This window comes from Beijerinckiaceae bacterium, assembly GCA_004564215.1.
Classification (GTDB): domain Bacteria; phylum Pseudomonadota; class Alphaproteobacteria; order Rhizobiales; family Beijerinckiaceae; genus Methylocapsa.
In genome coordinates, this window is sequence record CP024846.1 from 2339363 (window position 1) to 2363701 (window position 24339).

Sequence of the window (24339 nt, forward strand, 5' to 3'; positions counted from 1 at the left end):
CGGAGTGCCTTGGATGATTAAAATAGCCACGGCCGATGTCGAGGCTGGTCCTCGCCCGCGCCCTTCGGTGCTCGCGATCGACCCTTATGTTCCGGGCAAGAGCTCGGCGCCCGGGGCGGCCAAAATTTTCAAGCTCTCCGCCAACGAGACTCCGCTGGGACCGTCCCCCCGTGCCAAGGAAGCCATTCGCGCCTTCGCGGATCGTCTCGAAGACTATCCCGACGGAAACGCCACGCTCCTGCGCGAGGCGATCGGAGCCCGCCATGGGATCGATCCGGCCACGATCGTTTGCGGCACCGGCTCGGATGAAATCATCCACCTCCTCGCGTCCGCCTATATGGGACCGGGCGACGAAGGAATTTTCACCGAGCATGGCTTTCTCGTCTATCGCATTGCGATTCTCGCGGCAGGTGGGGTCCCTATTGTCGCGCCCGAAACAAGGCTTACCGCGGACGTCGATGCCATTTTGGCCAGGGTCGGCCCTAAAACCAAAATGGTTTTTCTCGCCAATCCGAACAATCCGACTGGAACCTATCTGCCCATCGCCGAGGTCGAGCGGCTGGCCGCGGCCTTGCCGTCCAGCGTCCTCCTTGTGCTCGATGCCGCCTATGCGGAATATGTGACGCGCGCCGATTATTCGGCCGGACTTGAACTTGTTTCAGTGGCCCGGAACGTGGTGATGACGCGCACCTTCTCCAAAATTTACGGTCTTGCCGGGATCAGGCTTGGATGGTGTCACGCGCCGGCCGAGGTATGCGATGCGATCAATCGCATTCGCGGTCCTTTCAATACCAATGGCGCGGCCATTGCGGCAGGGGTCGCGGCGATCGCCGATCGCGACCATGTCGGCAAAGCCGTTGCGCATAATGCGACATGGCTGCCTTGGCTCGCGCAGGAGATTGGCGAACTTGGGATCGAGGTGACGCCGAGCGTCGGCAATTTCCTGCTTTTGCATTTCATCGATGAGCTGCAGGCACGTTCGGCGGATCGCTTCTTGTCGAGCCGAGGCTTGATCCTGCGCGCGGTCGGCGCCTATGGCTTGCCGCGCTGCCTGCGCCTCACGGTCGGAACCGACGAAGCAAACCGCCTTGTCGTTGCAAACCTCAAGGAATTTCTGACGTTTGAGAGACGCGCGCGTGCCTGATGGTCTCGGGGCTCCGTTGCGCGAGCCTTTGTTTCAGCGCCTCGCCTTGATTGGAATGGGTCTGATTGGCTCTTCACTGGCACGAGTTGCGAGGCGGAAGGGCCTCGTTCAGAGCATCGCGGCCGCGGACAGTTCCGCGGAAGTCCGCGAAACGCTCGGCGAACTGGGGATCGTCGATGACATCTTCGAGACAGCCAAGGCTGCCGTCGAGGGCGCCGACCTGGTCATTCTTTGCGTGCCGGTCGGTGCGATGGGCAACGTCGCGCAGGCGATTGCGCCCAATCTCGCACCGGGCACGATTTTGTCCGATGTCGGTTCGGTCAAATCCTCGATTATCGCCGCCGTCGTGCCGCATCTGCCGGCGGGCGTGCATTTCATTCCGGGGCACCCCGTCGCGGGCACCGAGCAATCGGGTCCGACGGCGGGATTTGCGACGCTTTTCCTCAACCGCTGGAACATTCTGACGCCGCCGGAGGACGCCGATCCGAAGGCCATCGCACAACTGACGGCGTTTTGGACAGCGGCCGGCGCCAATGTCGAAACCATGGCTCCCGCCCATCATGATCTGGTACTCGCGATCACCAGCCATGTTCCGCATCTGATCGCCTACAATATCGTCGGCACCGCCGCCGATCTGGAAGAAGTGACCCAATCCGAGGTCATCAAATTTTCGGCCGGAGGGTTCCGCGATTTTACCCGCATTGCCGCCTCGGATCCGACCATGTGGCGGGATGTTTTTCTCAACAACAAGGAAGCGGTTTTGGAGATGCTTGGCCGTTTCAACGAGGATTTGACCGCGCTTCAGCGCATGATCCGCCGCGACGACGGCCAGGGCCTATTCGAGCTTTTTACCCGCACCAGGGCGATCCGGCGCGGCATCATCGATCAAGGCCAGGAAACGGCCGCGCCTGACTTCGGCCGTCGGGCACTCGAAGGTTGAGATCACGCTCGAAATCGAATGCCGGACCGAGACGATTCGCTGCAGCGGTTGTCCAATGGACCCAAATCTGCTTTGATAATAAGCGCAAATTTCGACGGACGCAGAATGAACCTGCGGCCAAGATTCCAACAATGGGAAGCTCATGGCTGCGCCTCTTTTTGCGGATTACCTTGCCGAGCGCCGACTTCTGAGGCGCAAACTGTCGTTTTGGCGGATTGCGGCTTTCGCTGTGTTTGTTCTCGCTGTCACCGCCGCGGGTTTGCGCATGCTCGGCTCCGATACGCCGTCGGAATTCACGCCGCATATTGCTCGGCTCGCCATCGAGGGTGTGATTACCGGCGATCGGGAAACCTTGAAGCTCATAAAAAAGATCGAGGATTCCAAAACCGCCCAGGCGGTTCTGATTTCCATCGAAAGTCCCGGCGGCACAACCTCCGGGGCGGAGCGGCTTTACGATGCGATCCGTCGCTTGTCGGCCAAGAAACCGACGGTCGCCGTGGTCGGCTCGATGGCGGCCTCGGGCGGCTATGTAGCCGCCCTTGGGGCCGATAAGATCGTCGCGCTTGGCAATGCTCTGGTCGGCTCGATCGGTGTCCTGGTGCAATATCCGAATTTCGGCAAATTGCTCGAGACGGTCGGCGTGAAGATCGAGGACGTCAAATCCTCGCCGCTCAAGGCCGTCCCCAACGGATATGAACCGACGACTCCGGAAGCGCGTGCCGCACTGGCTTCGCTGGTCGGCGATAGCTTCACCTGGTTCAAATCGCTGGTGAAGGAACGTCGCGGGATGTCCGACGATCAGCTTCAGCTTGTCGCTGACGGCCGGGTCTTCACGGGCCGGCAGGGAATGGAGCTGCGTCTCGTCGACCGCCTGGGTGGCGAGCGCGAGGCGGTCGATTGGCTTGAGCAGGAAAAGAATATTTCTAAAGATTTACCTGTCCGGGATTGGAAACGGTCACGTACCCTTGAGCGTTTAGGTATTTTAAGCATGTCCGCGCGGGCCGCGGAGTTTTTGGGGCTTGGTGGATTGAGTGTCTTGCTCGATCGTGCCGCAAACGTCGCCGAGGAGCGAATGCTTGACGGTCTAGTGTCGATTTGGCAGGTTGACGGCTAGCTGAAGCGCGGCGGGGCGCCAAGTCATTGTTTGGAAAGAAGAAATTTTGGGGGGTCAATGATTAAATCTGAGCTCGTCCAGCGGATCGCGAACCGCAACCCACACCTCTACGTTCGCGATGTAGAAAAGATCGTCAATGCCATCCTAGATGAAATCACCGCAGCGTTGTCTCGAGGCGATCGGGTCGAATTGCGTGGCTTCGGGGCTTTTTCCGTCAAGCATCGCGATGCGCGGGTTGGCCGCAACCCTCGGACGGGAGCGCATGTTCCGGTGAGCGAAAAGACGGTTCCTTTTTTCAAGACCGGCAAGGAAATGCGCGAACGCTTGAACGAAGAAAATAGCGTCTGACGCCATTCGATTGCCATCACCTAGATATGATCTAAGGCGGTTGCCGGGCGTCTAAATCGGCCGCACATGGCGCCGCGCGTCCCCATAAACTTGAATCGGGCCTCAAACCTTTCAATTTGCTGGGATCCGGCCACGAAACCCTGTTCCCCTTTTGCGGTTCATGTTCTAGAAGCGCGGTGTCGGGCGCAAATCATCGGCGGGCGCAATGAAACGATTTCTGGGACTGCTTTTCTTAATTCCGCTCGCGCTTGTCGCCGTCGCGTTGGCGGTCGCCAATCGGCATGAGGTGACCATCTTCCTCGACCCCTTTGCCGGCCCGGCGCCGGAGGGCACGCAAATCGACGTTCCGCTGTTTGTCGTCATGTTTGTCGCGGTCATGGTGGGCGTTGTGGCCGGCAGCGTTGCAACTTGGTTCGAACTCGGCAAACACCGTCGTGCGGCTCGAAGGGCCAGGGCCGAAGCCGCCTCGTTGCGGGCCGAAAATGCGCGCCTCGCCGTGTCGAGGCCTGCCGAAACCAGGAAACCCACCTGACCCTTTCGGCTCCTTCGGCGTCGCCGCAGGGCCGAGGTTGGCCGAAGAGCTCCTGAATGCCCGGAAGGGCATGGTATAAGCAAAACCATGAGCGTCATTGTCAAAATCTGCGGCCTTGCCACCCAAGCCGCGCTCGATGCCGCGCTGGCCGGCGGCGCGGACATGGTCGGCTTCGTGTTCTTCGATAAGAGTCCACGGCACGTGTCCTTGGCGATGGCCGCGAATCTGGGCGCCCGCGTCGAAGGACGTGCGCAAAAGGTCCTGTTGACGGTCGATGCCGATGACGCCTCGCTGGCAGCCGCCATTGCCGCGCTCGACCCCGCCTTGCTTCAACTGCATGGAAGCGAAACCCCCGAACGTGTCGCCTCTGTGCGCGCCCGGTTTGGGCTTCCGGTCATGAAGGCGATTGCGGTGGAGACGGCCTCTGACCTAGTGGCCGTGCCAGGCTTCGACGCAGCGGCAGATTTTCTCCTGTTCGATGCAAAGCCGCGCCCGACCGATGCGCGCCCCGGCGGCAATGGATTGGCCTTTGACTGGAGCCTGCTCAGCACGCTCGAAACCAAGAAGCCCTGGCTGCTAGCGGGGGGCCTTCATGCTGGCAATGTCGCGGATGCGCTGGCTCGTACCGGCGCACGCGGGGTCGATGTATCGTCCGGGGTGGAAAGCGCGACCGGCGTCAAGGACAACGCAAAGATCGCGGCTTTCATTGCAGAGGTTCGTGCATTGCATGAAAATCCCGGCGGGACATCCACTGTCGCGGCGAAGCCCGGAAAATTTCGCCCCGCGCGCAGAAGCTGATAACGATGAGCCAGAAAGGTAGATGCGGTGCCACTAGCCCTCAATTCGTTTCGCACCGGCCCTGACGAACGCGGCCACTTCGGCCTGTTCGGCGGGAGGTTTGTCGCCGAAACCTTGATGCCGCTGATCCTCGATCTCGAAAAACATTATATGGCGGCCAAAGAGGATCCGGCCTTCAAGGCCGAACTCGACGGACTGCTGACCCATTATGTGGGGCGGCCAAGTCCGCTTTATTACGCCGAGCGTCTCACCGAATATTGCCGTCAAATGGCGGGTTCCGCCAACGGTGCTAAAATCTATTTCAAACGCGAAGAGCTGAACCATACCGGCGCGCATAAGATCAACAATGTGCTGGGCCAAATCCTGCTGGCTCGCCGCATGGGCAAGACTAGGATCATCGCCGAGACTGGAGCCGGGCAGCATGGCGTCGCGACCGCGACGGCCTGCGCGAGGTTTGGGCTCGAATGCATCGTCTATATGGGCTCGGTCGATGTCGAACGGCAAAAGCCAAATGTCTTTCGCATGAATTTGCTGGGTGCCAAGGTGGTGCCGGTCGAGTCGGGCGCGAAGACCCTGAAGGATGCAATGAACGAGGCCTTGCGCGATTGGGTCACCAATGTCGCCGACACGTTTTATTGCATCGGCACTGCGGCCGGCCCGCATCCCTATCCGGCGATGGTGCGGGATTTCCAATGCGTGATCGGCGAGGAAACCAGGGTGCAGATGCAGGCCGCCGAGGGGCGACTTCCCGACTCGCTGTTTGCCTGTATCGGCGGCGGCTCCAACGCCATCGGATTGTTTCATCCGTTTCTCGACGAGCCTTCGGTGGAAATCTATGGCGTCGAGGCGGCGGGCTTCGGCCTCGACAAAAAACACGCGGCTTCGCTCGCAGGTGGCCGCCCCGGCGTGCTGCATGGCAACCGCACCTATCTTTTGATGGATGCCGACGGGCAGATCGAGGAGGGTCACTCGATCTCGGCCGGCCTCGACTATCCCGGCATCGGCCCGGAACATGCGTGGCTCAAGGAGAATGGGCGCGTGACCTATCTCTCCGCGACTGACGACGAGGCGCTCAACGCATTCCAGCTCTGTGCGCAACTGGAGGGCATCATACCGGCGCTCGAGCCGGCGCATGCGCTTGCGAAGGTCTTGGACATCGCGCCGACGAAGCCCAAGGATCATTTATTGGTGGTGAATATTTCCGGGCGCGGCGACAAGGATATTTTTACGGTCGCCGATCATTTGGGCGGCATGGCTGCGCCGCGCCAGCAATGAACCGGACGAGACGAGGCCCGGATTGAAAATCGCGCATGTGTATGCTATTGTCATACACATGACAAACCCATCACCCACGACCTCGGTTCTGAGTGTTCGAGTCAGCCCCGACGAGCGGGCCATCCTCGAAGCGGCGGCGGAACAGGCCCACACCAGTCTCAGCGACTTCGTGCGCCGCAAGGCCCTGGAATCCGCCGAGGCCGAAGTGCTCAACCGAACCATCGTCCCCATTCCGGCCAAGGACTGGGAAGCCTTCGAAGCTTGGATCAATCGCCCTCCCGAAGCGATCCTCGCGCTCGCCGAACTCGCACGCCGAATCCCGTCTTGGGAAAAGTGACATGGCGGCGGTGACGCCGCCGCGTCCGCTCGCCGAGGAGGACGACCGGACTCTTTTTGATTGCGGGCGCGAGTCGCTCAACATCTGGTTCCGACGGCACGCTTGGGCCAACCAGACAAGCGGGGCCTCGCGCGTCAACGTCATCACCGACGCCGAGTCGGGACGGATTGTCGGATACGTCACTTTGAGCGCCGCGCAAATCGAGCGCGCGTTTCTCCCCAAGCCGCAGCAACGCAATCGTCCTGATTTCGTGCCCGTCACGCTCCTCGGTCAACTCGCGGTGGACAAGGCCTATCAGGGTCAAGGGCACGCCGTGTCGCTCCTGCTGTTCGCGCTCAAAACGGCGTTACGCGCAGCCGAAAGCATCGGCAGCATGGGCGTCGTCACGCATCCGCTCGACGACAACATCCGCCGCTTCTACGCGAGATGGGGATTCCAAGATCTACCGTTCGACCCGCGCCGCGCCATGATCGTGCGCATGATCGATGTGCAGCAAAGTTTCGGAAGGGGGATCGAACCAAATCGCGTCCGGTCGCGCGACGTTGAACGCTGATTGGCCGCGTCCTTGTGGGATGCTTTTGCATTCGGCAAAGGCAAGCGGCCTGGTTGCATAAAATACTCAGAGCCCAGAATCGTACCAAAACGTTTCACGTGAAACATTTCTATCCGATTGGCCGCGGTAATAGGACACTTCGCCTGGATCATTTGGCTGATGCGGCATGCCGGCGAGTTGAGCGGCGCGCTCATCTGCCCTCGAAAGTGATCCGATAGAGCGCGCCGGCAAAATCATCCGAGACCAGCACCGATCCATCTTGAAGTTCGGCCACATCGACAGGCCGGCCGTCATAGGTGCCCTTGGCGTTGAGCCAGCCTTCGGCGAAGACTTGGGTCTTGTCGGCCGTGCCATCCGGTTTTAGCGATGTGAACATGACCCGCGCGCCAATCGGCACGCTGCGGTTCCATGATCCGTGTTGCGCCGAAAAAATCCCGCCTCGGTAGTCCGCTGGAAATTGGGTGCCCGTATAAAAAGTCATGCCGAGATCGGCGGCATGGGCGACCATTTCAATCTCTGGAAACACGAGGCCCTCGGGCGGCGTCTCGTATTTATATTCAACGGTACGGGTATGGCCGCCGCCATACCATGGGAAACCGAAATTAAGGCCGGCTTTGGTGGCGCGGTTCAATTCGCCGGGCGGGATATCGTCGCCCATCCCATCGACCTGATTATCGGTGAACCACAGCGTCCCGTCGCGCGGATTGAAATCCATCCCGACGGAATTGCGCAGTCCGCGCGCAAAGACCTCTCGGCCGGAACCATCGGGATTCAGTCTGATCAGGCCGCCGATCCCCCATTTATCGAATTCGGCCATCTTGCTTTTGGGCGGCACATTGTAGGGCTGGCCGAGCGCGACATAGAGCTTCTCATCCGGTCCAATGCGGCAGACCCTCGCATTATGAGCTGTGCCCTCGTCCCGCGGCGGGATTAGCTCGCCTTGCCCCACAATAATCTTCGGCTTGATTGCAGGATGTTTATAATCGGCCTCGGCCTTCGCGAACGACAAAATGCGATTGTTTTCGGCGACGTAGAGCGTGCCGTGCTTGTCGAAGCAAACCCCATTCGGAACTTGCATTCCGGTTGCAGCGGCAAATTCCGAGACTTCGCTGGCCGTTCCCGTGTGCGGATCGTAAGCGACCGCGTAAACCCTCGTTTCCTGCGTGCCAACAAAAACCACCCCGCCTTGCGCACCGACCGCCATGTGCCGCGCGCCAGGAACGAGCGCAAATAGGGAGATTTTAAATCCCGGAGGCAGCTTGATCCGCGCGAGCGTTCGCATGATCGCTTCGGCCTTGGGCCCCGCTTGCGCCGCTTGCGCGACGCCGCGTTCCGTCTGGCGGGGCCAAGCGTTCGCGCCACTCAGGGCCGAACTGGCCAAAACCAAAATTGCTATTTTGGCTAGCCGCATGTCCTCTCCCCGAAATTGTTCCTATGACGATTCGGAATGAACCGACGTTGCCCCGCGTTGCGGCGCGGCGAGCGCGGCAAACAACGCATCGTCCTCGTTCTCGGAGGCATTCGGCGTTGTCAGCAGCGCTTCTCCATAGAAGATCGAATTCGCGCCGGCCACCATGCACAAGATCTGCGCCTCGCGGCTCAGCACCGAGCGCCCGGCTGAGAGGCGGACCCTGGATGCCGGCAGAACGATCCGCGTGGTCGCGATCATCCGCACGAAATCGAGCGGATCGATTCTGGCGCTGTTCTCCAGCGGCGTTCCGGCCACCGGCACAAGCGCATTGATCGGCACGCTTTCGGGATGCGGATCGAACTGCGTCAAAACCTGCAGCATGGAGGCGCGGTCTCTGACCGTTTCACCCATGCCGATGATGCCGCCGCAGCACATTTCGATGCCGGCGGCGCGGACCGCCCGTAAGGTCGCCAGCCGGTCGTCATAGCTCCGTGTCGTAATGATGTTCGGATAGAAATCGCGGCTGGTGTCGAGATTGTGATTATAGGCGGTCAGTCCCGCCTCTTTGAGTCGCTGCGCTTGAACTTCGTTCAGCATGCCGAGCGTGACGCAGGCCTCCATCCCGAGCGCGCGGACTCCGCGGACCATCTCGATGACCGCGTCGAACTGGGCACCGTCGCGTACATTGCGCCAGGCCGCGCCCATGCAGAAACGGTCTGCCCCCGCGGATTTGGCGCGCGCGGCGAGCGTGAGCACGGCCTCGCTGCCCATCATGTCGATCTTGTCGAGATGAACCTCGCGATGATGCGCGGATTGCGGACAATAGGCGCAATCTTCGGGGCAGGCGCCGGTCTTGATGCTGAGCAGGCTTGCCTTTTGAACATCGTCCACATCGTGAAATTGGCGATGGACGCGATTTGCCCACGCAATCAGATCCAGCAAAGGCAGATCGTGGATGGCGACGATCTCGTCTGTGGTCCAATCATGCCGGAGAAGCCGGTCGCCGTCTGAATCTTTCATTTGTCCGCTCTCGAGGGTTCGGATGCGCTTATATTATTGTTTTGCCGTTCGTTTTGTAAAATCTCAGTTCATTTTGACCGATCCTGCCCTTATGTCCAATTCATGAACCCTGGCTTGGCTTTTTGCAATCGCCCCTGGTCTCGTTAGAGGCCGCGTTTCGGGGGAGGTTGTTGTCTCGGCAAAATTAACCTGTCAAAATGGCGGGATAATATGGCTGCAGGAAGTGATGACATGCGTCTCTTGATCGCGATTTTCTTGCCTTGGCTGCTGTTCTTTACGATCGGGAGGCCGATTGCGGGGATCATATGTTTGATCCTGCAGATCACGCTGATCGGTTGGATTCCAGCCGCGCTCTGGTCGGTCTATGCCTTGAGCCAATACACGACCGACCAAAAGATCAGGGAAGAGTATCGGCGGTAGCGGCGCCTCAGCCAAGCTACTCCGACCTTACGACCCCCATCGGAAAAGGATTCTGGCATGTTCGATGCCGCGCTCGCTGCTGCGAGCCAAATATTTTCGCCGCCGTTTCGGAAGGTTCTTTGGAAGACACTCGCGCTGACGCTGGCCTTGCTGGCCCTAACGTGGATCGGCCTCCACCAGCTGATCGTGGCGGCGCTCGTGCTTCCCTATCCTTGGCTGACGACGGTTTTATCCTATGTGAGCGGGGCAGGGCTCGTCGTCGGCCTTGCGTTTCTGGTGACGCCCGTCTCATTTCTCGTCGCGGGCTTTTTCTTCGACGAACTCGCCGACGTGGTCGAGCGGGACGTCGCGCCGGGCGAACCTCCGGGGCGCGCCCTTTCGCTGAACGATGCGATATGGGTCGGGCTGAAATTTTCCGCGGTCGCGCTTATCGTGAATTTGATCGCGCTGTTGCTGTTGCTTGTGCCTGGGGTGAATGCCGTCGCGTTTTTCGGCGCCAACGCCTATCTGTTCGGGCGCGGCTATTTCGAACTTGCGGCGCTGCGATATCTTCCGCTGGCCGAAGTCGATAAATTGCGCAGCATGAATGAGCTGCGGATTTTCCTCGCCGGCCTCGTCGTCGCGGGGATGCTGGCGGTTCCGTTTCTCAATCTGCTAACGCCGCTGTTTGCGACCGCCTTTCTGGTGCGTGTCGCGCGCCCCATCCTGCGCACGTTCCAGGCGCCGGGACCGTATCCGAGAAAGCCGATCTCTCGCTAAGGATCGCGCCTCAGTCCAAATGATGCTCGTCCGCAAATTGCCCGGTCTTTCGGTAGCGATAGAGGTAGGTCGGCGCGATGGTCTCGAAGGGTTCGGGCGCGATGCCGAGACCCTGCAAAGTCCGCCCTTCGTCGATCGCCGCCTTCGAGACGACGTTGTCGTGGCGTAACAGTTCGACCTGGTCGGAGGTGATGGCAAGGATCTCCGGGAAAAGACCGAGCGACAATTTGCGCGCCGTTTCGATCACAAGGGCGAGGCTTTTGGCGCGGCTGAAGGAGACCGGCACGAGCCAGCGCTTGCGTTCGGTGACCTTCAGCACGAACTCGATGATCTGCCGGAGGGTTGCGATCTCGGGACCGCCCAATTCATAGGTGGTGCCGGGCTTGGCCTGACCCGCGGCGGCCAACGCGATGGCCGTTCCGACATCCCCGACGAACACAGGTTGCAGCTTGGTTTCGCCGCCGCCAATCAAGGGAAGTGCCGGCATGAAGCGGGCCATGGTGGCAAAGCGATTGAAGAATTGATCCTCCGGGCCGAATACGACGGACGGCCGCATGATCACCGATTCGGGTTGAAAGATTCGGACCGCCTGCTCACCGAAAGCCTTGGTGTTCGCATAAAGGGATGCGCTCGCCGCGTCAGCTCCGATCGCGGACATTTGCACCAAAGTTCGGATGCCTGCTTCCGCGGCCGCCTTGGCGACATTCTGGGCCCCCAAATTATGCACGACTTCGAATTTCTGGGCGCCGGATTCTTCCAGAATGCCGACAAGATTGATGACGGCCTCCGCATCTCGCAAGGCGCGGGCGATCGAGTCCGGATAGCGCACATTCGCCTGCACAGCATGGATTTGGCCAACCTTGCCGAGCGGCTGCAGATGAAAGGCAAGGTCGGGACGGCGGACGGCGACGCGAATTCGCCAGCCGCGCTGCGCCAAAGCGCGCACCACATGCCGGCCGACAAAGCCCGAACCGCCGAACACTGTTACGATTCGGCCCGTCTTTACCAATTCGTCCGCCATAGTGCTGATCCCGGTTGCAAAGCTGCGTCGTTTTAGAGGGGTTTGGCCCGAATTGGAATCTCGAAAGCAGGGGCCGGATTGATTTTGTGCCTGGGGGCCGGGGAGGGGGGCCGAACGAGCGGCAAAAACTCATTCTTTGCTTTGACGTTGACAAAGGCGAGAACCGGCCTCTATCAGAGCATCGTTGCCCAGGTGGCGGAATTGGTAGACGCGCTGGTTTCAGGTACCAGTGGTGAAAGCCGTGGAGGTTCGAGTCCTCTCCTGGGCACCAAAAGTTTTCGGGCGGATCATCCAATCAAAACAGTCATTTAGGGCCGGTCTCGCTTTGATCGGGTCAAGCCGTTCGTTGGGGCTGGCATCAAAACAAGATATATCCATTGGGCGACCACGCGGCTGGCCTATGGTTTGACGGTAAACGAAACACGCCTTTCGGCGTTTATTCTCCGGTCAGGACGAGCCGCGAGATTTTTCGGGGCCTTGGAGTTTGGAAATCGCGCTGCCCGCGCGAGCGAGACGGCAGCATAAGGAAGGAAGCAGCATGTTCCGTATCAAGATGGCGTCCGCGGCGTCCCTTGGGGGCCTTCTCGCAATGCTGACAATGGCCGGATCGGTCGTGCAAGCCGCGGATTATGGGCCGGTGGTCAGGCCGTCCAGGGCCTATTTCATCGCCTCTCCGATGATCGGCCCGCCGGAATATTATCCCTATCCTTGGCGCGCCCCAATGTATGGCGAGGTCGAGCCTTATGCCTATGGTTCTTACGATCCCTACGGCCCTTATGTGCCGCCAGAGACACCCTATGGCTACGTCCCTGCGTTCCCGCGTTAGGCCGCATTGCAGGGCGATGCCACAAGTTTAGGCGGCATTGCCCCAGAGGTCTTCAATAAGGATCGGGCGATGTTTCGCCGAATTTCTAATTGCCGACCGGCGCACCGCGCTATTGACTGGTGAAATCCAACAACGCCTATGCAATGCATCCGACACCGCAATTTTCTGGGTCGGCCATAAAGTTGTGAGGTTGCCCAAAGGGAGAGTTGAATGAAGATACTTCCGCTTATTTTCGTCACCTGCGTCCTATGGACGGCGCCAGCGGTGTCGGGCGAAATTCTGGATTTGAACACAGTGAAATGCAAGGAGTGGATCGATAGCGGCTCTGAAAACATCAAATACACGATGGCTTGGCTGGACGGATATTATATGGACGAAGATGCGTCCCCGATCATCAACTTCGACACAATGAAGGAAAAAGCCGAAAAGCTCGGGGGCTATTGCGCCGCCAATCCGAACGTTGGGCTGGGGACCGCGGCCGAAGAATTGTTTGGCAAATAAATAATCAAAAAGGAATGCAAACGCCGGAAACTGTCGCCGCGTCGCGGGGCGGTTGTTGGCCGGCGCGGCAGGACTCGAACCTGCAACCTGCCGAGTCGAAGTCGGCTGATCTATCCATTGATCTACGCGCCGGAACAAAGTCCGCGAATTTTTCCCTATAAATCAAAAATGGAATTCATGCCCACATCTTTTTGGTGCGGCCCTCACCGTCGGCGTTTGTAAAGATGGGTTTGAAGTTCGTCCCGGATCCGCCGGTTGTAGGAAAACAACCAGCTCGGATCGAGAGGCATGCGGTCGACGATGTGATTGCGTCCAAATTCGACGAGTTCCGGCCGCCAGCCATAGCGCGCCGCCGTGACCATCAGCGATCGTCCGGCATCGAGGTAGCGATGCCTGTCCAGAAGCATTTGCGTGATCAGGCTGAAATAATGCTCGAAGCGCACCGGAATGCGTGAGTCATAGGCGTCGATGGCGGCCGAGATCCCATCGGTGCACGCGGCCGCGATGCAGGCGGCGATTCGGCCCGGATCCTCAACGGTCAATTCCAGAATCTGGCGATCCTTGATTTTGAAATAGTCGAAGTCATGCGCGAAGGAGGCGAAGACCGAAGTTGAGGCCGACAAAAGCTGGACCATCGGCAAGGGCTTCGCGGCGGTAGAAGAGGCCACGACGCTTCCGCCGCTTCCCGCGCCCACGAAGAGGTGGCAATAATGGGTGAGGTGCGCCACCTCACGCAAGGAGACCGGCCCTGCGAAAACGGAATGCTTGTCCTCGATCTCCATCGGCAGATGGGTCGAAAAGAGGACCCGCGCTTGGGGAAGTATCTCGTAAAGATGGCGGGCGACTTCGACGGCGAGATCCGGCGTCACGAAGGATTGGCCACTCTTCGAAGAACATTCGAACAGAATATTGGGGCCGGACTCCTTCAAACGGTGCTTTCGGACAAAGGTTTCGACCCGCCCGATTTCTTCCTGCGTCAGATCGATGACGTTCTCGATCGGGACGGTGATCGGCCGGCCATAGCTGCGCAAAATGCTTGGCCTTACCGTGCCATCGAAATTGCGGAAGTTGTTCGGCCAAATCTGTGACAAGAGCATGTGATCGAATTCGCGCCTGACGTAGCGAGCCAAGGCTTCCCGCTCGAACACGCGCCACATCGTCTCGTGGTGATCCCAGCCCAGGATGGGGATCGTCCAAACCTCGTCGACATAGGGATTATTAGCAAGCAGCCCGGCACATTGGCTGGAGATCGCCCAGACGATGCAGGCGCCCGGGTGGTCCTTCCGCAATTGCCGCGCAAGAATGGTCGCATAGAGGCAGTCGCCGTTGGCTCCCAATTGGCCGAGCAGGATCCGCTCCACGATCGCTCCCTAATGCCGGCCGGCGGCCAGCGTGTGGCCGGCGATCGCCTCAATCATTTGATCGACCATTTCGCCCAGCTGCTGTTTGGGCCGCCGCCCCGTAGCCTTGATAAGACATCCGATATCGACGTGGAACTCGGGCCCAGGATCCGACCGCGGGAGCATTTCAACGATATGCGCGCGAAAATCGAGATCGTGTCGGGCGAACAATTCCTCGATGGCGCTTCTGCCGTACCAGGTCTTGCCGGAGGCAAGGATGACCTCCGCGAGATTGCAGCGCTCGGCGACGTCGACCACGATATCCATAACTTCCTCGGCGGCACTCCAGTCAATCCAAAAATCAAGTGTCTTCAAGCTTGAGCGAAAGGATGGATCGGATTTTGCCGAATGAATTGTTTTCGCCACCGTCGGCAAAAAAAAGGCCGGCGAGCGGCGTATCGACTCGTGATTGAACAGCACCAGATTGGTTGCCGCAACAGAATGCTTCGCGCGATACTGGAAGATAAGATCGCGGCTTGCCATCTTGCCGATGCCGTAGAGGCAGGTCGCCCGCGCCGGTGTCGTTTCATCGATCCTGCCGATCAGAGGCGGCGGATAGATTTTCATGGATCCGGCATAAAGGACGCGCATCACCGGAGCTTTGAGTCGTGCATGCTCAAGAAGAACATGGAGCGACAAGACGTTTACGGTCATCATATCGCGCCAGAGGGCTTCATATTCGAAGCCGGCGGCGCCATGGACGGCGGCAAAGTGAAAAGCCGTATCCGGCTCCCAGCGGTTCAGCAATGCAGACAGGGACTCGAGATCGCGAAGGTCGAGCTTTTCATAGGTAAAGGCCGCCGTTGGCTTGACATAGCGGCTGGCGTCTCCGCGTCCGCAGCCAATCACCTCATGGCCGCGTTTCAGAAGCGCTTCCGCAAGGTAGCTTCCATCCTGCCCGTTGACGCCAATCACCAGCGATCGCGGCATCGGCCGAACCTAAGCGAACAGCTGATCGGCTATATTTTGATGGGTCGCCGCCAGACTGGAATCGTAATTGTCCTTCGAGACCACTTTGATTTCGGGGAGTGGAAAGATCATCTTGGTCCCCGCGAAAATCGTCTCGCGTTCACGCTCAAGGAACTCCCTTTTGAAGTGCCAGGGGAGAACGAGATAATAATCCGGCTTGGCCTTGCGGGAGTCTTCCTCGGAAATGATCGGAATGTCGGTGCCAAGCGTTTTCGATCCGACTTTTTGCGGGTTCCGGTCTGCGGCGCAATCGACCAAAACGCGGTTGATGGCATACCATTGCAGCAACACATTGCCCTTGGTCGATGCGCCATAGATGTGAATCCGTTCGCCGCGCGCGCGTATCTTGAAAAGCAGGCTATTCAATTCTTCCTTCAGGCGATCGATGCGGGTCTGAAACTCCTTATAGGGCCGGTCGGTGTCCAGCTCCATTTCAAACTCGCGAATGCGCAGGCGATGCATCAAGGCGCGGTCGGCCGGGCTGCCATATTCATTGTTTGAGGCGTGACAGGCGTAGCAGCGTATGCTGCCGCCGTTGATGTCATTGATTTCGACCTTGAAGATACGCATATCGGCGCGCATTGCGATCGATTCCAGCACCGCGAGGCTATAATATTCGAGGTGCTCGTGACAAATCGTGTCGAATGAATTCTGCAACAGCATCAGCGGCAGATAGGAAATTTCAAAGATCCAGATGCCGTTCTTGTTCAGCAGCCGGGCGACATTGGCCGCGAAATCGACGGGCGACTCCAAATCATAGAACATGGCGATCGAGGTCACGACATCGAGCTTTCCCGCCGGGAGAACCGCCAAGGCGCGCTCGGAGGGGAAAACCGTATTGATCACCGTCGCCTTGTTGCCGATCTCCAACGCAATGTCAGAGGGATCCACGCCATAGAGCGTCGACCCCGGCGGATAAAACGACAGCAGAGTGCCGTCATTGCATCCGATATCCAAAGCCGTTGGCGAGGTGGTCGGCAGAAGTTTCATGGTATTCTCGACGATGCCGCGGAGATGGTCGCGCATGGTCGCATTGGTGCCGGACCTATACCAATAGTTCGCATAAAGGATTTCCGGCGGAAAAGTATGGGCAAGCTGAAGCAAGCCGCAGCCATTCTCGTCGCGGGCAACATCGCATCTGACCAATTCGGTCGGCAATTTGCGCATCGGCGGCATGATGACGTCCGGCTTTACAAACGAGCCCTGCAAATATTGCGCGCCAAGATCAATCACGGGGGTCAAGGCGGAAGACCCGCAAATGCGGCAAGTCTGACGGTAGCGTGGATGCATTGAGACTTACCTCGATAAGGAATTATACTGCCATAAACTGCTTTTCGGCATCGCCGAGGGGATACGGCAAACTTTTGCTCAATTGACTAGACATTTTCGTCAAGCGTGACGATAAAATGCCGAACGCCAGTCAAATATCTTGTTTACACACCTAGCACAAGCTGAGCAAGGAGCGTAAACCAACCCTAAATTTCGGTTTGTCGGTCCTTACTAAATGTGCCGATGTGTGGAAGCGTGATTTACAGCAACCAGGCGAATGTGACAGTTCGCCGCGGACATTCCATAGCTTACAAAGGCTTTGATTTTGCACCGCAATGAAGCATTTCTTCAACAATTTAAAATTCGATCGATCGAGAACTGCGACGCCGCGGAGGTTCGCATTCCGCTCGATTTTTTGCGGCGGGCCAAGACGATCTGTGCCGAGGAAATCGGGCTGATCGACGTCGAAATTGCAGCGCGTAATATCCCTTTCCCGAAAGCTATTCCAAAGACACGCCAAGCCGTTTGTTTCACCGCGGAGCTGTTGCAGTGTGCCGACGCTGTCCCCGCACCGGGCGCCCAGAAAAACTGTTCGTTGACGGGGCGGATTGCTGGGAAAGACAAAGACAGCGCGCGTGGCTGGCAACGCCTCTTTCCCCGAAAATTATTGATATTTCTTGCCCGGATACGCCTCTCCAAGCTCGCTCAAAAGGTTTTGGAGCAAGCTCGTTTCGGGTCGATCATGATTGTCGGTCAAGGACTCTATCCCTGCGCCCTGGCCGAAAATCTCCGCCGGCTCGGAAGAGACGCGGTGGTTCTATCGGGAGGGAGCGGCGCGGGGGCGATGATTTCGCCTGGCTATCTGATGCGCCCTGAAAAAGGTTCGCTGATCGATTGGATTTTGGCGGATCCGGCGAGTCTTGAGACGGCGGGCGCAATCGTTTTCCTTGGCGAGGAAGATTTCACCTTGGAGATTGATGCCTTGCGCGCTGCCGCCAACAAGCCGCCGGTTGTTTTCGCAAGCGGCCAGCGGCTGTGGTGGCACGAGCTTGTGTCGGTCCATCCGGGAGGCTTGCCGGGAGAGGATGCTGTTGCAGACGGCAAGAAGTGGCCTTGCATCTCGATCGTGATCGTCAGCTTCAACCAAGCGGCTTTTCTTGAAGCCACCATCCGTTCGGTGATCGATCAGGCCTACCCTAATCTTGATTTGATTATCGTCGATGGCGGGTCCACCGATGGTTCAGTGGCAATTATTGAGCGGTATCGAGCTCATTTTGCCCATGTGGTCATCGGGCCCGACAAAGGACAATCCGATGCCCTCAACAAGGGCTTTGCGCTGGCCAAGGGCGAGGTGTTGAACTGGCTGTGCAGCGATGACTTGCTCGAACCGGATGCCCTGCGCCATATTGCGGACGCCTATGCTTCCACGGGGGCGGATTTGATTGTTGGTGGCTGTGTCCGTTTCGGAGAGACCCGATCAGATGAACTTTATCGGCATCACACGGCTCTCGTCATTGGCCGCAAAATGCCATTCGATGCCGAGGACGTTTTAAATTACACGCGCTCATGGCTCAAGGCGAATTACTTCTTTCAGCCGGAAGTCTTCTTTTCACGGAGGATCTGGAATGCCTCCGGCGGGCATATCAAGCGGCATCTCTACTATCTTATGGATTATGACTTGTGGCTGCGCATGGCTTTGGCTGGAGCCAGCATTTACCATGTGCCCGTGTTTCTCGGATGCAGTCGCGTCCATGCCGAACAGAAAACCATGAATCTCATCGAGGTGCATCAAGCGCGACAGATCATGGCGGAATATCAAGACTTCTTTTGCGCTCTTGAAACGGCCTCCGCGCTCGCGAAAGAGACAACATGAAGCGGAATGCCCAAGGATAGAGAGTCGATGCAAAAGCAAGAAGAAGCAGAGGTTCGGAATGGGAGTGTCGAAAAGACTCCCTCCGAACACCGCGCCGCAAACGATGGACGCAAGATTGGCTGGACTCGCATTTTGCGGCATCTTTTCCCTCACAAAGTTCGGCGGCTTTTAGCGGAGCATGATGCGTTGGAAGAAATTTGGTCCGCCCTCCGGGGGGCCATGGTCGACCCTTCAGCGATGGAAGAAATACGCTCCGGGCTCCAAGGGCTTCTGACCAGGCAGGAGGCAATAGAAGAAATTCGGTCCGGGCCTCAACGGCCCCTGGTCGAGCCTCAGGCGTTGGAAGAACTGCTCACCTGGCTTCGGCTGCATCAGGCGGACCGTGATGTGCTGAATGAAATGCGCGCTGGCATTCAGCGGATTTGCGCTCAGGGCGACATAGTGGCCAAGGCCGCTTGGCTCCAATCGGGTTTCATGGAACGCGCGCTTCTCTTGCAGGGACAGCTCGCTACCCACACGATTTCGAAAACCGCGACGCTCGGCAATCTGGCCGACACCGAATTTCGGGTGTTCTCGCAATGGGGCGAGGATGGCATCGTCGAATGGCTGGTCTCGCACGTCGCCGTTCCAAACCATCGTTTCGTCGAATTCGGCGTCGGAAATTTTATCGAGTCGAACTGCCGATTCCTGATGCAAAACCGCAATTGGAAGGGCCTCGTTTTCGATGGCAACGAAGAATATATGAGCGGGTTGCGCGACGATCGCATGTTTTGGATGTATGATCTGACGGCCAAAGCAGCTTTCATCACGGTTGAAAATATTAACGAACTGATCGAGGAGGCAGGCTTCGGCGGCCCGCTCGGTATCCTCTCGATCGATATTGACGGCAATGATTATTGGGTCTGGGAGGCGATCCATGTGGTCGATCCCGCGATCGTCATTTGCGAGTACAATCCCATTCTCGGCGACCAGCATGCCGTGACGGTGCCCTACGATCCGCAGTTTCACAGATTTAAAGGTCACCACAGCGGCCTCTATTTCGGAGCCTCCATCGCCGCGCTGAAACATCTTGCCGAACAAAAGGGCTATGTCTTCGTTGGAACGAATTCGAACGGCATCAACGCGTTCTTTGTCCGGAGAGACCTCGCGGGTCCTGTTCTGTCGCAACTCAAGGACCTGCGCGCATTTTGTTCACGCCATCGCGATAGCCGGGACGAGAACCAGGCGCTGTCCTTTGTCGGAGGCCGGGCGCGGTTCGAGCTCATCCAGAATTGTCCGGTCGTCGATGTTAAAACCGGGGTGACGCTTCCCCTCGGTGAAATGGGCGAGCCTTACTCACCGGCTTGGGCCAGCGAAATAGATTGATGATTCAGATACTCGGCGCCCGCTCATGACATCGCATCGTCAGCCTCTCAGTTTCTTCGACAAACTCAAGGCGCTTTTTCAGAAGGACAACAGCGACGAGCCCTCGGCCGTCGATGTCGCGCTGGCGGCTTGTAACGTCGAAACGGAAAAGCTTTCGGGGTTGTATGCGTCTCTCGCCCTGCGAGTGGCCAATCTGGAGGCCGAGCTCCGGACGCAAGCGCAGCAAGCTGCAAATCCTCCCGGGGAGCGAGGCGAATCCATGGCTGGGATCGAGAGTGAGCTGCCAAATCCGCTGACTTCGCGTCCCGGCAGCGATTGGTTCCGGATTCTGCGCCATATGCTGCCATATAAGGTCAGGCGGCTCCTGTTCGAGCACGATCGTAGGGAGCAGATTCAGTCGGAGGTCCGTGGCCTGCGGGATCAACTGGTTCGCGAACGGCTGCGGGAGAATGGCCTAGTTGCTGCGGGACAAGCCGTGCTTGCTCAGGATACGCCAGCGTTTCCGAAGGCGGTTTTCGAGCCAACAGAGACTTCGAAAATCGCAATCGTCGACGTGGGGGCGCAGGACCTCGTCTCGGAAGAACACATGTACACGCCGCTGCAGCGCGCGGGGGCAACATCCGTCGTCGGTTTTGAACCTCTGCCGGATACGGGCTCCGTTCCTCGTCGCCGGGATCCGAACGTTGCCATGCTGAACCATTTTGTGGGAGCGGGTGGCCCGGCCGTCTTTCACGTCACCCGGTTCGACCCCGCATCGTCTCTTTTCAAGCCGAACATGGAGCTTGTCTCGCAATTCATGAGCTTGCCAGACATGTACGAGACCGTTTCAACGCAGGAAGTCCAGACCATCCGTCTTGATGATGTGCGGGAAATCGGCGATTGCGATTATCTGAAAATCGACGTTCAAGGTGGCGAACTGGATGTGCTGAAAGGAGCCACGCGCCTGCTGGATAAAATTATTGCCATCCACTGCGAAGTCGAGTTCGCTCCGGTTTACCGGAATCAGCCGCTCTTTGCCGAAATCGATACGTTTCTGCGATCGGCCGGCTTCGATCTGATCGATCTCGTGAACGCTGGCTATAATCGCTACTGGGCGCTCCCCGGCTTTGCCACAAGCGGTTCGCGGTTGTTATGGGCGGAAGCGATCTATTTCAAATCGCCGCCCGCGTTGGCGAAGCAGGGCGCGGAAAAACTGTTGAAAGCGGCTTACATCGCTCACGTCAACCACGCCATGTACGATGTTGCCGCCCATTATCTGGCCGAACACGACAAATTGACGGGGGCCTCCACGCTGCCCCAATATTCGGCCGAATATACGGGATGGATCGAGCGCACCTTTAATTGAGCCAAATTGTTTTTTCGGAGATTACGAAAATTCCCATCATGATCGAGATCGGGCCGGGTGAATTGATCGATCGGATCACCATCCTGGAGATTAAGCTCGAGAATATTCGAGACCAAGCAAAGCTGGTCAATATTCGCCACGAGTATGAACTTTCACTTGCCACTTTTCGCAAAGAAATTGCGGAAACCGCGGAGCTGATGAGACTTACTGCCGAGCTTAAGGCCGTCAACGCCGAGCTTTGGCGGATCGAGGATGAGATTCGCGCGCAAGAGCGGGCCGGTGCGTTCGGGGAAACATTCGTGGCGATTGCTCGATCCGTCTATCGCACCAACGATCGGCGGGCTAAGATCAAAAGGAAGATCAATGATCTTTTCGAAGCCAAGATAGTCGAAGAAAAGAGCTACGAAGCCTATTGAAGGGTATGATCACATCGTGAACGTGCGCGCCTTAACCGCGCTCCGCGAAACTGGCGACCCCGGGTCCCGCCGCGTTTCGGTTCGCTGATGGGCGCCCCGACATCGCCTTCGCGCACCCCTCGGGCCATGGGAGAGGCAGGGGGCGAGGGGAGCAAGGCCGTCACTACGGCAATTCCGAATTTCTTCTGCATCGTCCAGACTCCAACCATCCTGCGCGCCTAATCCCCGGCGCTTCAGGATGTTCCCAAGCGGGACGGTGAGAGCCCCCCGGCCCGGTCTGCACTGTTGACGACCTGTCCAGCGCGGAGGGGAATGCTTGCTTAGTTTCCCAGGGAATGATAGGCGCGCCGCATGGCTTGGCTCGACTTTCGTTCTCCCGACTGCCCGAACGCTGTGGCGACCCGCATGGGTTCGGCGCGATGACCATCCGCGTTCATAAGGGCGATCTGCCTGACAATGCCGATTTCGGCAATTGCGTCGCGATCGACACGGAAACCCTGGGTCTTGTCCCACAACGCGACCGGCTCTGTGTCGTGCAATTGTCGCGCGGCGACGGGTCAGCGGATATCGTCCAGATTGCGGCCGGGCAGACACGGGCGAAAAACATCGAACGGCTTTTGGCCGACCCCGGCATTACCAAGCTGTTTCATTTTGCCAGGTTCGATGTCGCGATTTTGTTTAAGACCTTCGGCGTCATGGCAGAACCGATTTATTGCACCAAGATTGCCTCGAAGCTTGCCCGGACCTACACCGATCGGCATGGGCTAAAGGATTTGGCCCGCGAACTGCTCGGGATTGAACTGTCGAAGCAACAGCAATCCTCGGATTGGGGTGTTGAGACGCTTTCCGAAGCACAGCTTGCGTATGCGGCGTCCGACGTCCTCTATCTGCATGCCTTGCGCGATCGGCTGAACATCATGCTCAAGCGCGAGAATCGTTTCGAAATTGCTGAAAACTGCTTCGGTTTCGTGCCGGCTCGGGCGCGCCTTGATCTTATGGGCTGGGCCGACACGGATATTTTCTCTCACCAATAGGCTGGCGCCCCAGGACCCCCGCCATGACTTCGCCTTGCTTCCTTGCTGTTTGAAAGGGGAGGGCGGAGGCGCGCCTCCGCCGCGGTAGGTTTGCCGGAGCCTAGCCTAATCCAGATTGTGGCCAGTCCGTCAGATTATTAAGAAATTTGCAGGATTTTAGCTCGTCCGACCACGGATGAGGGGTGAAAACCCCGCAAAGCCCGGAGCTCAGTCGACTTGTCCCAATATGAAGCTTTCGAAACCGAAGCCGTCCCAACGCTAAAAAGCCGCGTGCGCCTGCCCCTAAGCAGCCAAAGCGCTGCCGGCACAGGCGACTTCGAGACGCGTTCCGGACCGCAGGCGCGGCGGAATTCCGACGCGACCAGTTTCAACATGTCACCAGCTCCCTGGCGCGGGGGCTTTAAGGCGGCGAATCGGCATACCGCTCGGGTCCGGTGGCTTCGACGGGGCGCGATCGCCTTTTCGATTCTCGCCACCGCCTTGATCTCCGGGGTGGCCCTCTATCATCCTTTCAAGCACTTGCCAGGGGACATCTCGATCGGCCGGGTCGGCATTGAGGGGACGAAGATCACACTGGGCTCCCCCAAGATTTCAGGGCTCCAAAAAGATGGCCGGCCCTATGAGGTCAAAGCGCAAACCGGCATCCAGGATATTGCGACACCGAATGTGATCGAGCTCCTTGGGATCGATTCGACCATCGGGACAGCGAATGACGCGACAACTTGGGTGAGTGCCGCGCACGGCGTCTACGATAGTTTGCATGATCAAATGACGCTGGAAGGCAATGTTCAAATCAAGAACAGCGGCGGCTACGACGTCCGGATGAAAACCGCCCAAATCGATTTCAAAACCGGCGGTTTGAATTCGGATGAGCCGGTGAAGGTCATCATCAACGGCGGGACGATCTCGGCAAACCAAATGAATGTCAGCGACAATGGCCACAAGGTCTCGTTCGATGGCCAGGTCGCATCAACGTTACAGCCCGACGCGAATGAACCCGTTGTGGGTGCCGCGCTCCTGGAGAACGGGAAATGATCGCCGGACACTGGCGTCCGATCGTTCTTGCCCTTCTTGTTTCGGGTTTCGCGGTTTTTCCGGTACTGGCAGAAAAATCGAGTTCCGGAGCCATCCTGCCCGGCGGCAATTCGAAAGAGCCGATCAATATCGATGCCGCAAAACTGGATTATTTCGACAAGGAACAAAAACTTGTCTACACCGGCGGCGTCATTGCGACACAGGGCGAGAGCAAGCTCAAGTCAACTACGCTGGTTATTTTTCTGACCCCGAAAGATTCGGCGGCAACGGGAGTTCCCTCTTCATCGAGCCAAGTCCGGCGGATGGAAGCGGCGGGCCCTGTCACGCTGACTTCAAAGGATCAAATCGGCACGGGGGACAACGGAATCTATGAAAAATCGGAAAATAAGGTCTATTTAATCGGCAATGTCACGTTAACCCAAGGTCCAAATGTGACAAAAGGCGACAAGTTGATCTATGATTTGACCACAAAACAGGCTGTGGTGACCGGCCGGGTCAGGAGCATGTTCCTGCCGAGCAGCTCCAACGAGGATTCCAAGAAGCCGTCGCAAGCTGAGAGCGCCACGAAGGCAGATTCAGCCAAATGATCATCGGATTTCGCCACCCGGGGGCGGTGTGGTATGACGCGGACGGG

General features: G+C 58.2%; 26 protein-coding genes and 2 tRNA genes. 21 read left to right on the top strand and 7 right to left on the bottom strand.

Going from position 1 to position 24339, the window contains the following annotated elements:
* The first annotated feature begins 13 nt into the window (after positions 1-13).
* The 9 genes from CU048_10995 (at position 14) to CU048_11035 (ending at position 7041) form a co-directional block, all read left to right on the top strand.
* Positions 14-1144, top strand: a complete 1131-nt coding sequence (locus tag CU048_10995; GenBank protein QBR71713.1) for a histidinol-phosphate transaminase — start codon at positions 14-16, stop codon at positions 1142-1144.
* Positions 1137-2084: a cyclohexadienyl dehydrogenase gene (locus CU048_11000; protein QBR71714.1), complete on the top strand. Its 948-nt coding sequence runs from the start codon at positions 1137-1139 to the stop codon at positions 2082-2084. The genes CU048_10995 and CU048_11000 overlap by 8 nt, the downstream gene beginning before the upstream one ends.
* Before the next feature lie 142 nt (positions 2085-2226).
* The gene (gene sppA, locus CU048_11005) at positions 2227-3198 is read left to right on the top strand and encodes a signal peptide peptidase SppA (GenBank protein QBR71715.1); all 972 of its coding nucleotides are present in this window, start codon (positions 2227-2229) and stop codon (positions 3196-3198) included.
* Between the two features lie 57 nt (positions 3199-3255).
* On the top strand, positions 3256-3546 hold the full coding sequence (locus CU048_11010) for an integration host factor subunit beta (GenBank protein ID QBR71716.1): 291 nt from the start codon (positions 3256-3258) through the stop codon (positions 3544-3546).
* Positions 3547-3751: 205 nt separating this feature from the next.
* A complete protein-coding gene (locus tag CU048_11015; GenBank protein QBR71717.1) occupies positions 3752-4078 on the top strand; it encodes a DUF1049 domain-containing protein in 327 nt (108 codons plus the stop codon).
* 87 nt (positions 4079-4165) lie between these two features.
* Positions 4166-4876 carry a phosphoribosylanthranilate isomerase gene (locus tag CU048_11020; GenBank protein QBR71718.1) on the top strand — a complete coding sequence of 237 codons (711 nt, stop codon included), beginning with the start codon at positions 4166-4168 and terminating at the stop codon, positions 4874-4876.
* Between the two features lie 27 nt (positions 4877-4903).
* A complete protein-coding gene (trpB, locus tag CU048_11025) occupies positions 4904-6151 on the top strand; it encodes a tryptophan synthase subunit beta (protein ID QBR71719.1) in 1248 nt (415 codons plus the stop codon).
* A 58-nt stretch (positions 6152-6209) separates the two neighbouring features.
* The gene (locus tag CU048_11030; protein ID QBR71720.1) at positions 6210-6488 is read left to right on the top strand and encodes a DUF1778 domain-containing protein; all 279 of its coding nucleotides are present in this window, start codon (positions 6210-6212) and stop codon (positions 6486-6488) included.
* Position 6489: 1 nt separating this feature from the next.
* On the top strand, positions 6490-7041 hold the full coding sequence (locus CU048_11035) for a GNAT family N-acetyltransferase (GenBank protein ID QBR71721.1): 552 nt from the start codon (positions 6490-6492) through the stop codon (positions 7039-7041).
* 190 nt (positions 7042-7231) lie between these two features.
* Here CU048_11035 and CU048_11040 read toward each other — a convergent pair whose 3' ends face one another.
* Together CU048_11040 and bioB are read right to left on the bottom strand one after the other, a co-directional pair.
* The gene (locus tag CU048_11040; protein ID QBR71722.1) at positions 7232-8452 is read right to left on the bottom strand and encodes a sorbosone dehydrogenase; all 1221 of its coding nucleotides are present in this window, start codon (positions 8450-8452) and stop codon (positions 7232-7234) included.
* A gap of 21 nt (positions 8453-8473) precedes the next feature.
* Positions 8474-9472, bottom strand: coding sequence for a biotin synthase BioB (bioB, locus tag CU048_11045; GenBank protein ID QBR71723.1), 999 nt, complete (start codon positions 9470-9472; stop codon positions 8474-8476).
* 231 nt (positions 9473-9703) lie between these two features.
* Here bioB and CU048_11050 point away from each other — a divergent pair, with 231 nt between their 5' ends.
* Together CU048_11050 and CU048_11055 are read left to right on the top strand one after the other, a co-directional pair.
* On the top strand, positions 9704-9892 hold the full coding sequence (locus tag CU048_11050) for a YqaE/Pmp3 family membrane protein (protein QBR71724.1): 189 nt from the start codon (positions 9704-9706) through the stop codon (positions 9890-9892).
* A gap of 57 nt (positions 9893-9949) precedes the next feature.
* A complete protein-coding gene (locus CU048_11055; GenBank protein QBR71725.1) occupies positions 9950-10651 on the top strand; it encodes a cysteine biosynthesis protein CysZ in 702 nt (233 codons plus the stop codon).
* Between the two features lie 10 nt (positions 10652-10661).
* Here CU048_11055 and CU048_11060 read toward each other — a convergent pair whose 3' ends face one another.
* Positions 10662-11672 (bottom strand): complex I NDUFA9 subunit family protein, encoded by a 1011-nt coding sequence (locus CU048_11060; GenBank protein QBR71726.1) that lies wholly within the window; start codon positions 11670-11672, stop codon positions 10662-10664.
* Between the two features lie 186 nt (positions 11673-11858).
* On the opposite strand from CU048_11060, the gene CU048_11065 reads away from it, so the two are divergent.
* The 3 genes from CU048_11065 (at position 11859) to CU048_11075 (ending at position 12999) form a co-directional block, all read left to right on the top strand.
* A tRNA-Leu gene (locus CU048_11065) sits at positions 11859-11943 on the top strand.
* A gap of 213 nt (positions 11944-12156) precedes the next feature.
* Positions 12157-12498 carry a hypothetical protein gene (locus tag CU048_11070; protein QBR71727.1) on the top strand — a complete coding sequence of 114 codons (342 nt, stop codon included), beginning with the start codon at positions 12157-12159 and terminating at the stop codon, positions 12496-12498.
* A 210-nt stretch (positions 12499-12708) separates the two neighbouring features.
* Entirely contained in the window at positions 12709-12999 is a 291-nt protein-coding gene (locus CU048_11075; protein ID QBR71728.1) for a hypothetical protein, read from the top strand.
* Positions 13000-13055: 56 nt separating this feature from the next.
* Here the strand turns inward: CU048_11075 and CU048_11080 are convergent.
* From CU048_11080 to CU048_11095, 4 genes are all read right to left on the bottom strand, one after another.
* Positions 13056-13131: transfer RNA gene (locus tag CU048_11080), tRNA-Arg, on the bottom strand.
* Positions 13132-13202: 71 nt separating this feature from the next.
* Complete coding sequence (locus tag CU048_11085; GenBank protein QBR71729.1) at positions 13203-14360, bottom strand: hypothetical protein; 1158 nt, start codon at positions 14358-14360, stop codon at positions 13203-13205.
* 9 nt (positions 14361-14369) lie between these two features.
* Positions 14370-15329, bottom strand: coding sequence for a hypothetical protein (locus CU048_11090; protein QBR71730.1), 960 nt, complete (start codon positions 15327-15329; stop codon positions 14370-14372).
* Positions 15330-15338: 9 nt separating this feature from the next.
* Positions 15339-16658 (bottom strand): class I SAM-dependent methyltransferase, encoded by a 1320-nt coding sequence (locus tag CU048_11095; GenBank protein QBR71731.1) that lies wholly within the window; start codon positions 16656-16658, stop codon positions 15339-15341.
* A 298-nt stretch (positions 16659-16956) separates the two neighbouring features.
* On the opposite strand from CU048_11095, the gene CU048_11100 reads away from it, so the two are divergent.
* From CU048_11100 to CU048_11130, 7 genes are all read left to right on the top strand, one after another.
* The gene (locus tag CU048_11100; protein ID QBR71732.1) at positions 16957-18510 is read left to right on the top strand and encodes a hypothetical protein; all 1554 of its coding nucleotides are present in this window, start codon (positions 16957-16959) and stop codon (positions 18508-18510) included.
* Positions 18511-18537: 27 nt separating this feature from the next.
* Positions 18538-19875, top strand: coding sequence for a hypothetical protein (locus CU048_11105; protein QBR71733.1), 1338 nt, complete (start codon positions 18538-18540; stop codon positions 19873-19875).
* A gap of 25 nt (positions 19876-19900) precedes the next feature.
* Complete coding sequence (locus tag CU048_11110) at positions 19901-21220, top strand: hypothetical protein (GenBank protein ID QBR71734.1); 1320 nt, start codon at positions 19901-19903, stop codon at positions 21218-21220.
* A gap of 38 nt (positions 21221-21258) precedes the next feature.
* Positions 21259-21636, top strand: a complete 378-nt coding sequence (locus CU048_11115) for a hypothetical protein (GenBank protein ID QBR72865.1) — start codon at positions 21259-21261, stop codon at positions 21634-21636.
* A gap of 419 nt (positions 21637-22055) precedes the next feature.
* Entirely contained in the window at positions 22056-22670 is a 615-nt protein-coding gene (locus CU048_11120; GenBank protein QBR72866.1) for a ribonuclease D, read from the top strand.
* A 216-nt stretch (positions 22671-22886) separates the two neighbouring features.
* Positions 22887-23705 (top strand): hypothetical protein, encoded by an 819-nt coding sequence (locus tag CU048_11125; GenBank protein QBR71735.1) that lies wholly within the window; start codon positions 22887-22889, stop codon positions 23703-23705.
* Positions 23702-24292 carry an organic solvent tolerance protein OstA gene (locus tag CU048_11130; GenBank protein QBR71736.1) on the top strand — a complete coding sequence of 197 codons (591 nt, stop codon included), beginning with the start codon at positions 23702-23704 and terminating at the stop codon, positions 24290-24292. Before CU048_11125 ends, CU048_11130 begins: the two co-directional genes overlap by 4 nt.
* Positions 24293-24339 lie beyond the last annotated feature (47 nt).

Excerpts from the sequence above, each read along its gene's own strand:
- CU048_10995 (QBR71713.1), top strand. The coding sequence starts at position 14 with ATGATTAAAATAGCCACGGCCGATGTCGAGGCTGGTCCTCGCCCGCGC.
- sppA (QBR71715.1), top strand. The coding sequence starts at position 2,227 with ATGGCTGCGCCTCTTTTTGCGGATTACCTTGCCGAGCGCCGACTTCTG.
- CU048_11010 (QBR71716.1), top strand. The coding sequence starts at position 3,256 with ATGATTAAATCTGAGCTCGTCCAGCGGATCGCGAACCGCAACCCACAC.
- CU048_11015 (QBR71717.1), top strand. The coding sequence starts at position 3,752 with ATGAAACGATTTCTGGGACTGCTTTTCTTAATTCCGCTCGCGCTTGTC.
- CU048_11020 (QBR71718.1), top strand. The coding sequence starts at position 4,166 with ATGAGCGTCATTGTCAAAATCTGCGGCCTTGCCACCCAAGCCGCGCTC.
- CU048_11030 (QBR71720.1), top strand. The coding sequence starts at position 6,210 with ATGACAAACCCATCACCCACGACCTCGGTTCTGAGTGTTCGAGTCAGC.
- CU048_11035 (QBR71721.1), top strand. The coding sequence starts at position 6,490 with ATGGCGGCGGTGACGCCGCCGCGTCCGCTCGCCGAGGAGGACGACCGG.
- CU048_11040 (QBR71722.1), bottom strand. The coding sequence starts at position 8,452 with ATGCGGCTAGCCAAAATAGCAATTTTGGTTTTGGCCAGTTCGGCCCTG.
- bioB (QBR71723.1), bottom strand. The coding sequence starts at position 9,472 with ATGAAAGATTCAGACGGCGACCGGCTTCTCCGGCATGATTGGACCACA.
- CU048_11050 (QBR71724.1), top strand. The coding sequence starts at position 9,704 with ATGCGTCTCTTGATCGCGATTTTCTTGCCTTGGCTGCTGTTCTTTACG.
- CU048_11055 (QBR71725.1), top strand. The coding sequence starts at position 9,950 with ATGTTCGATGCCGCGCTCGCTGCTGCGAGCCAAATATTTTCGCCGCCG.
- CU048_11060 (QBR71726.1), bottom strand. The coding sequence starts at position 11,672 with ATGGCGGACGAATTGGTAAAGACGGGCCGAATCGTAACAGTGTTCGGC.
- CU048_11075 (QBR71728.1), top strand. The coding sequence starts at position 12,709 with ATGAAGATACTTCCGCTTATTTTCGTCACCTGCGTCCTATGGACGGCG.
- CU048_11090 (QBR71730.1), bottom strand. The coding sequence starts at position 15,329 with ATGCCGCGATCGCTGGTGATTGGCGTCAACGGGCAGGATGGAAGCTAC.
- CU048_11095 (QBR71731.1), bottom strand. The coding sequence starts at position 16,658 with ATGCATCCACGCTACCGTCAGACTTGCCGCATTTGCGGGTCTTCCGCC.
- CU048_11105 (QBR71733.1), top strand. The coding sequence starts at position 18,538 with ATGCAAAAGCAAGAAGAAGCAGAGGTTCGGAATGGGAGTGTCGAAAAG.
- CU048_11110 (QBR71734.1), top strand. The coding sequence starts at position 19,901 with ATGACATCGCATCGTCAGCCTCTCAGTTTCTTCGACAAACTCAAGGCG.
- CU048_11115 (QBR72865.1), top strand. The coding sequence starts at position 21,259 with ATGATCGAGATCGGGCCGGGTGAATTGATCGATCGGATCACCATCCTG.
- CU048_11120 (QBR72866.1), top strand. The coding sequence starts at position 22,056 with ATGACCATCCGCGTTCATAAGGGCGATCTGCCTGACAATGCCGATTTC.
- CU048_11130 (QBR71736.1), top strand. The coding sequence starts at position 23,702 with ATGATCGCCGGACACTGGCGTCCGATCGTTCTTGCCCTTCTTGTTTCG.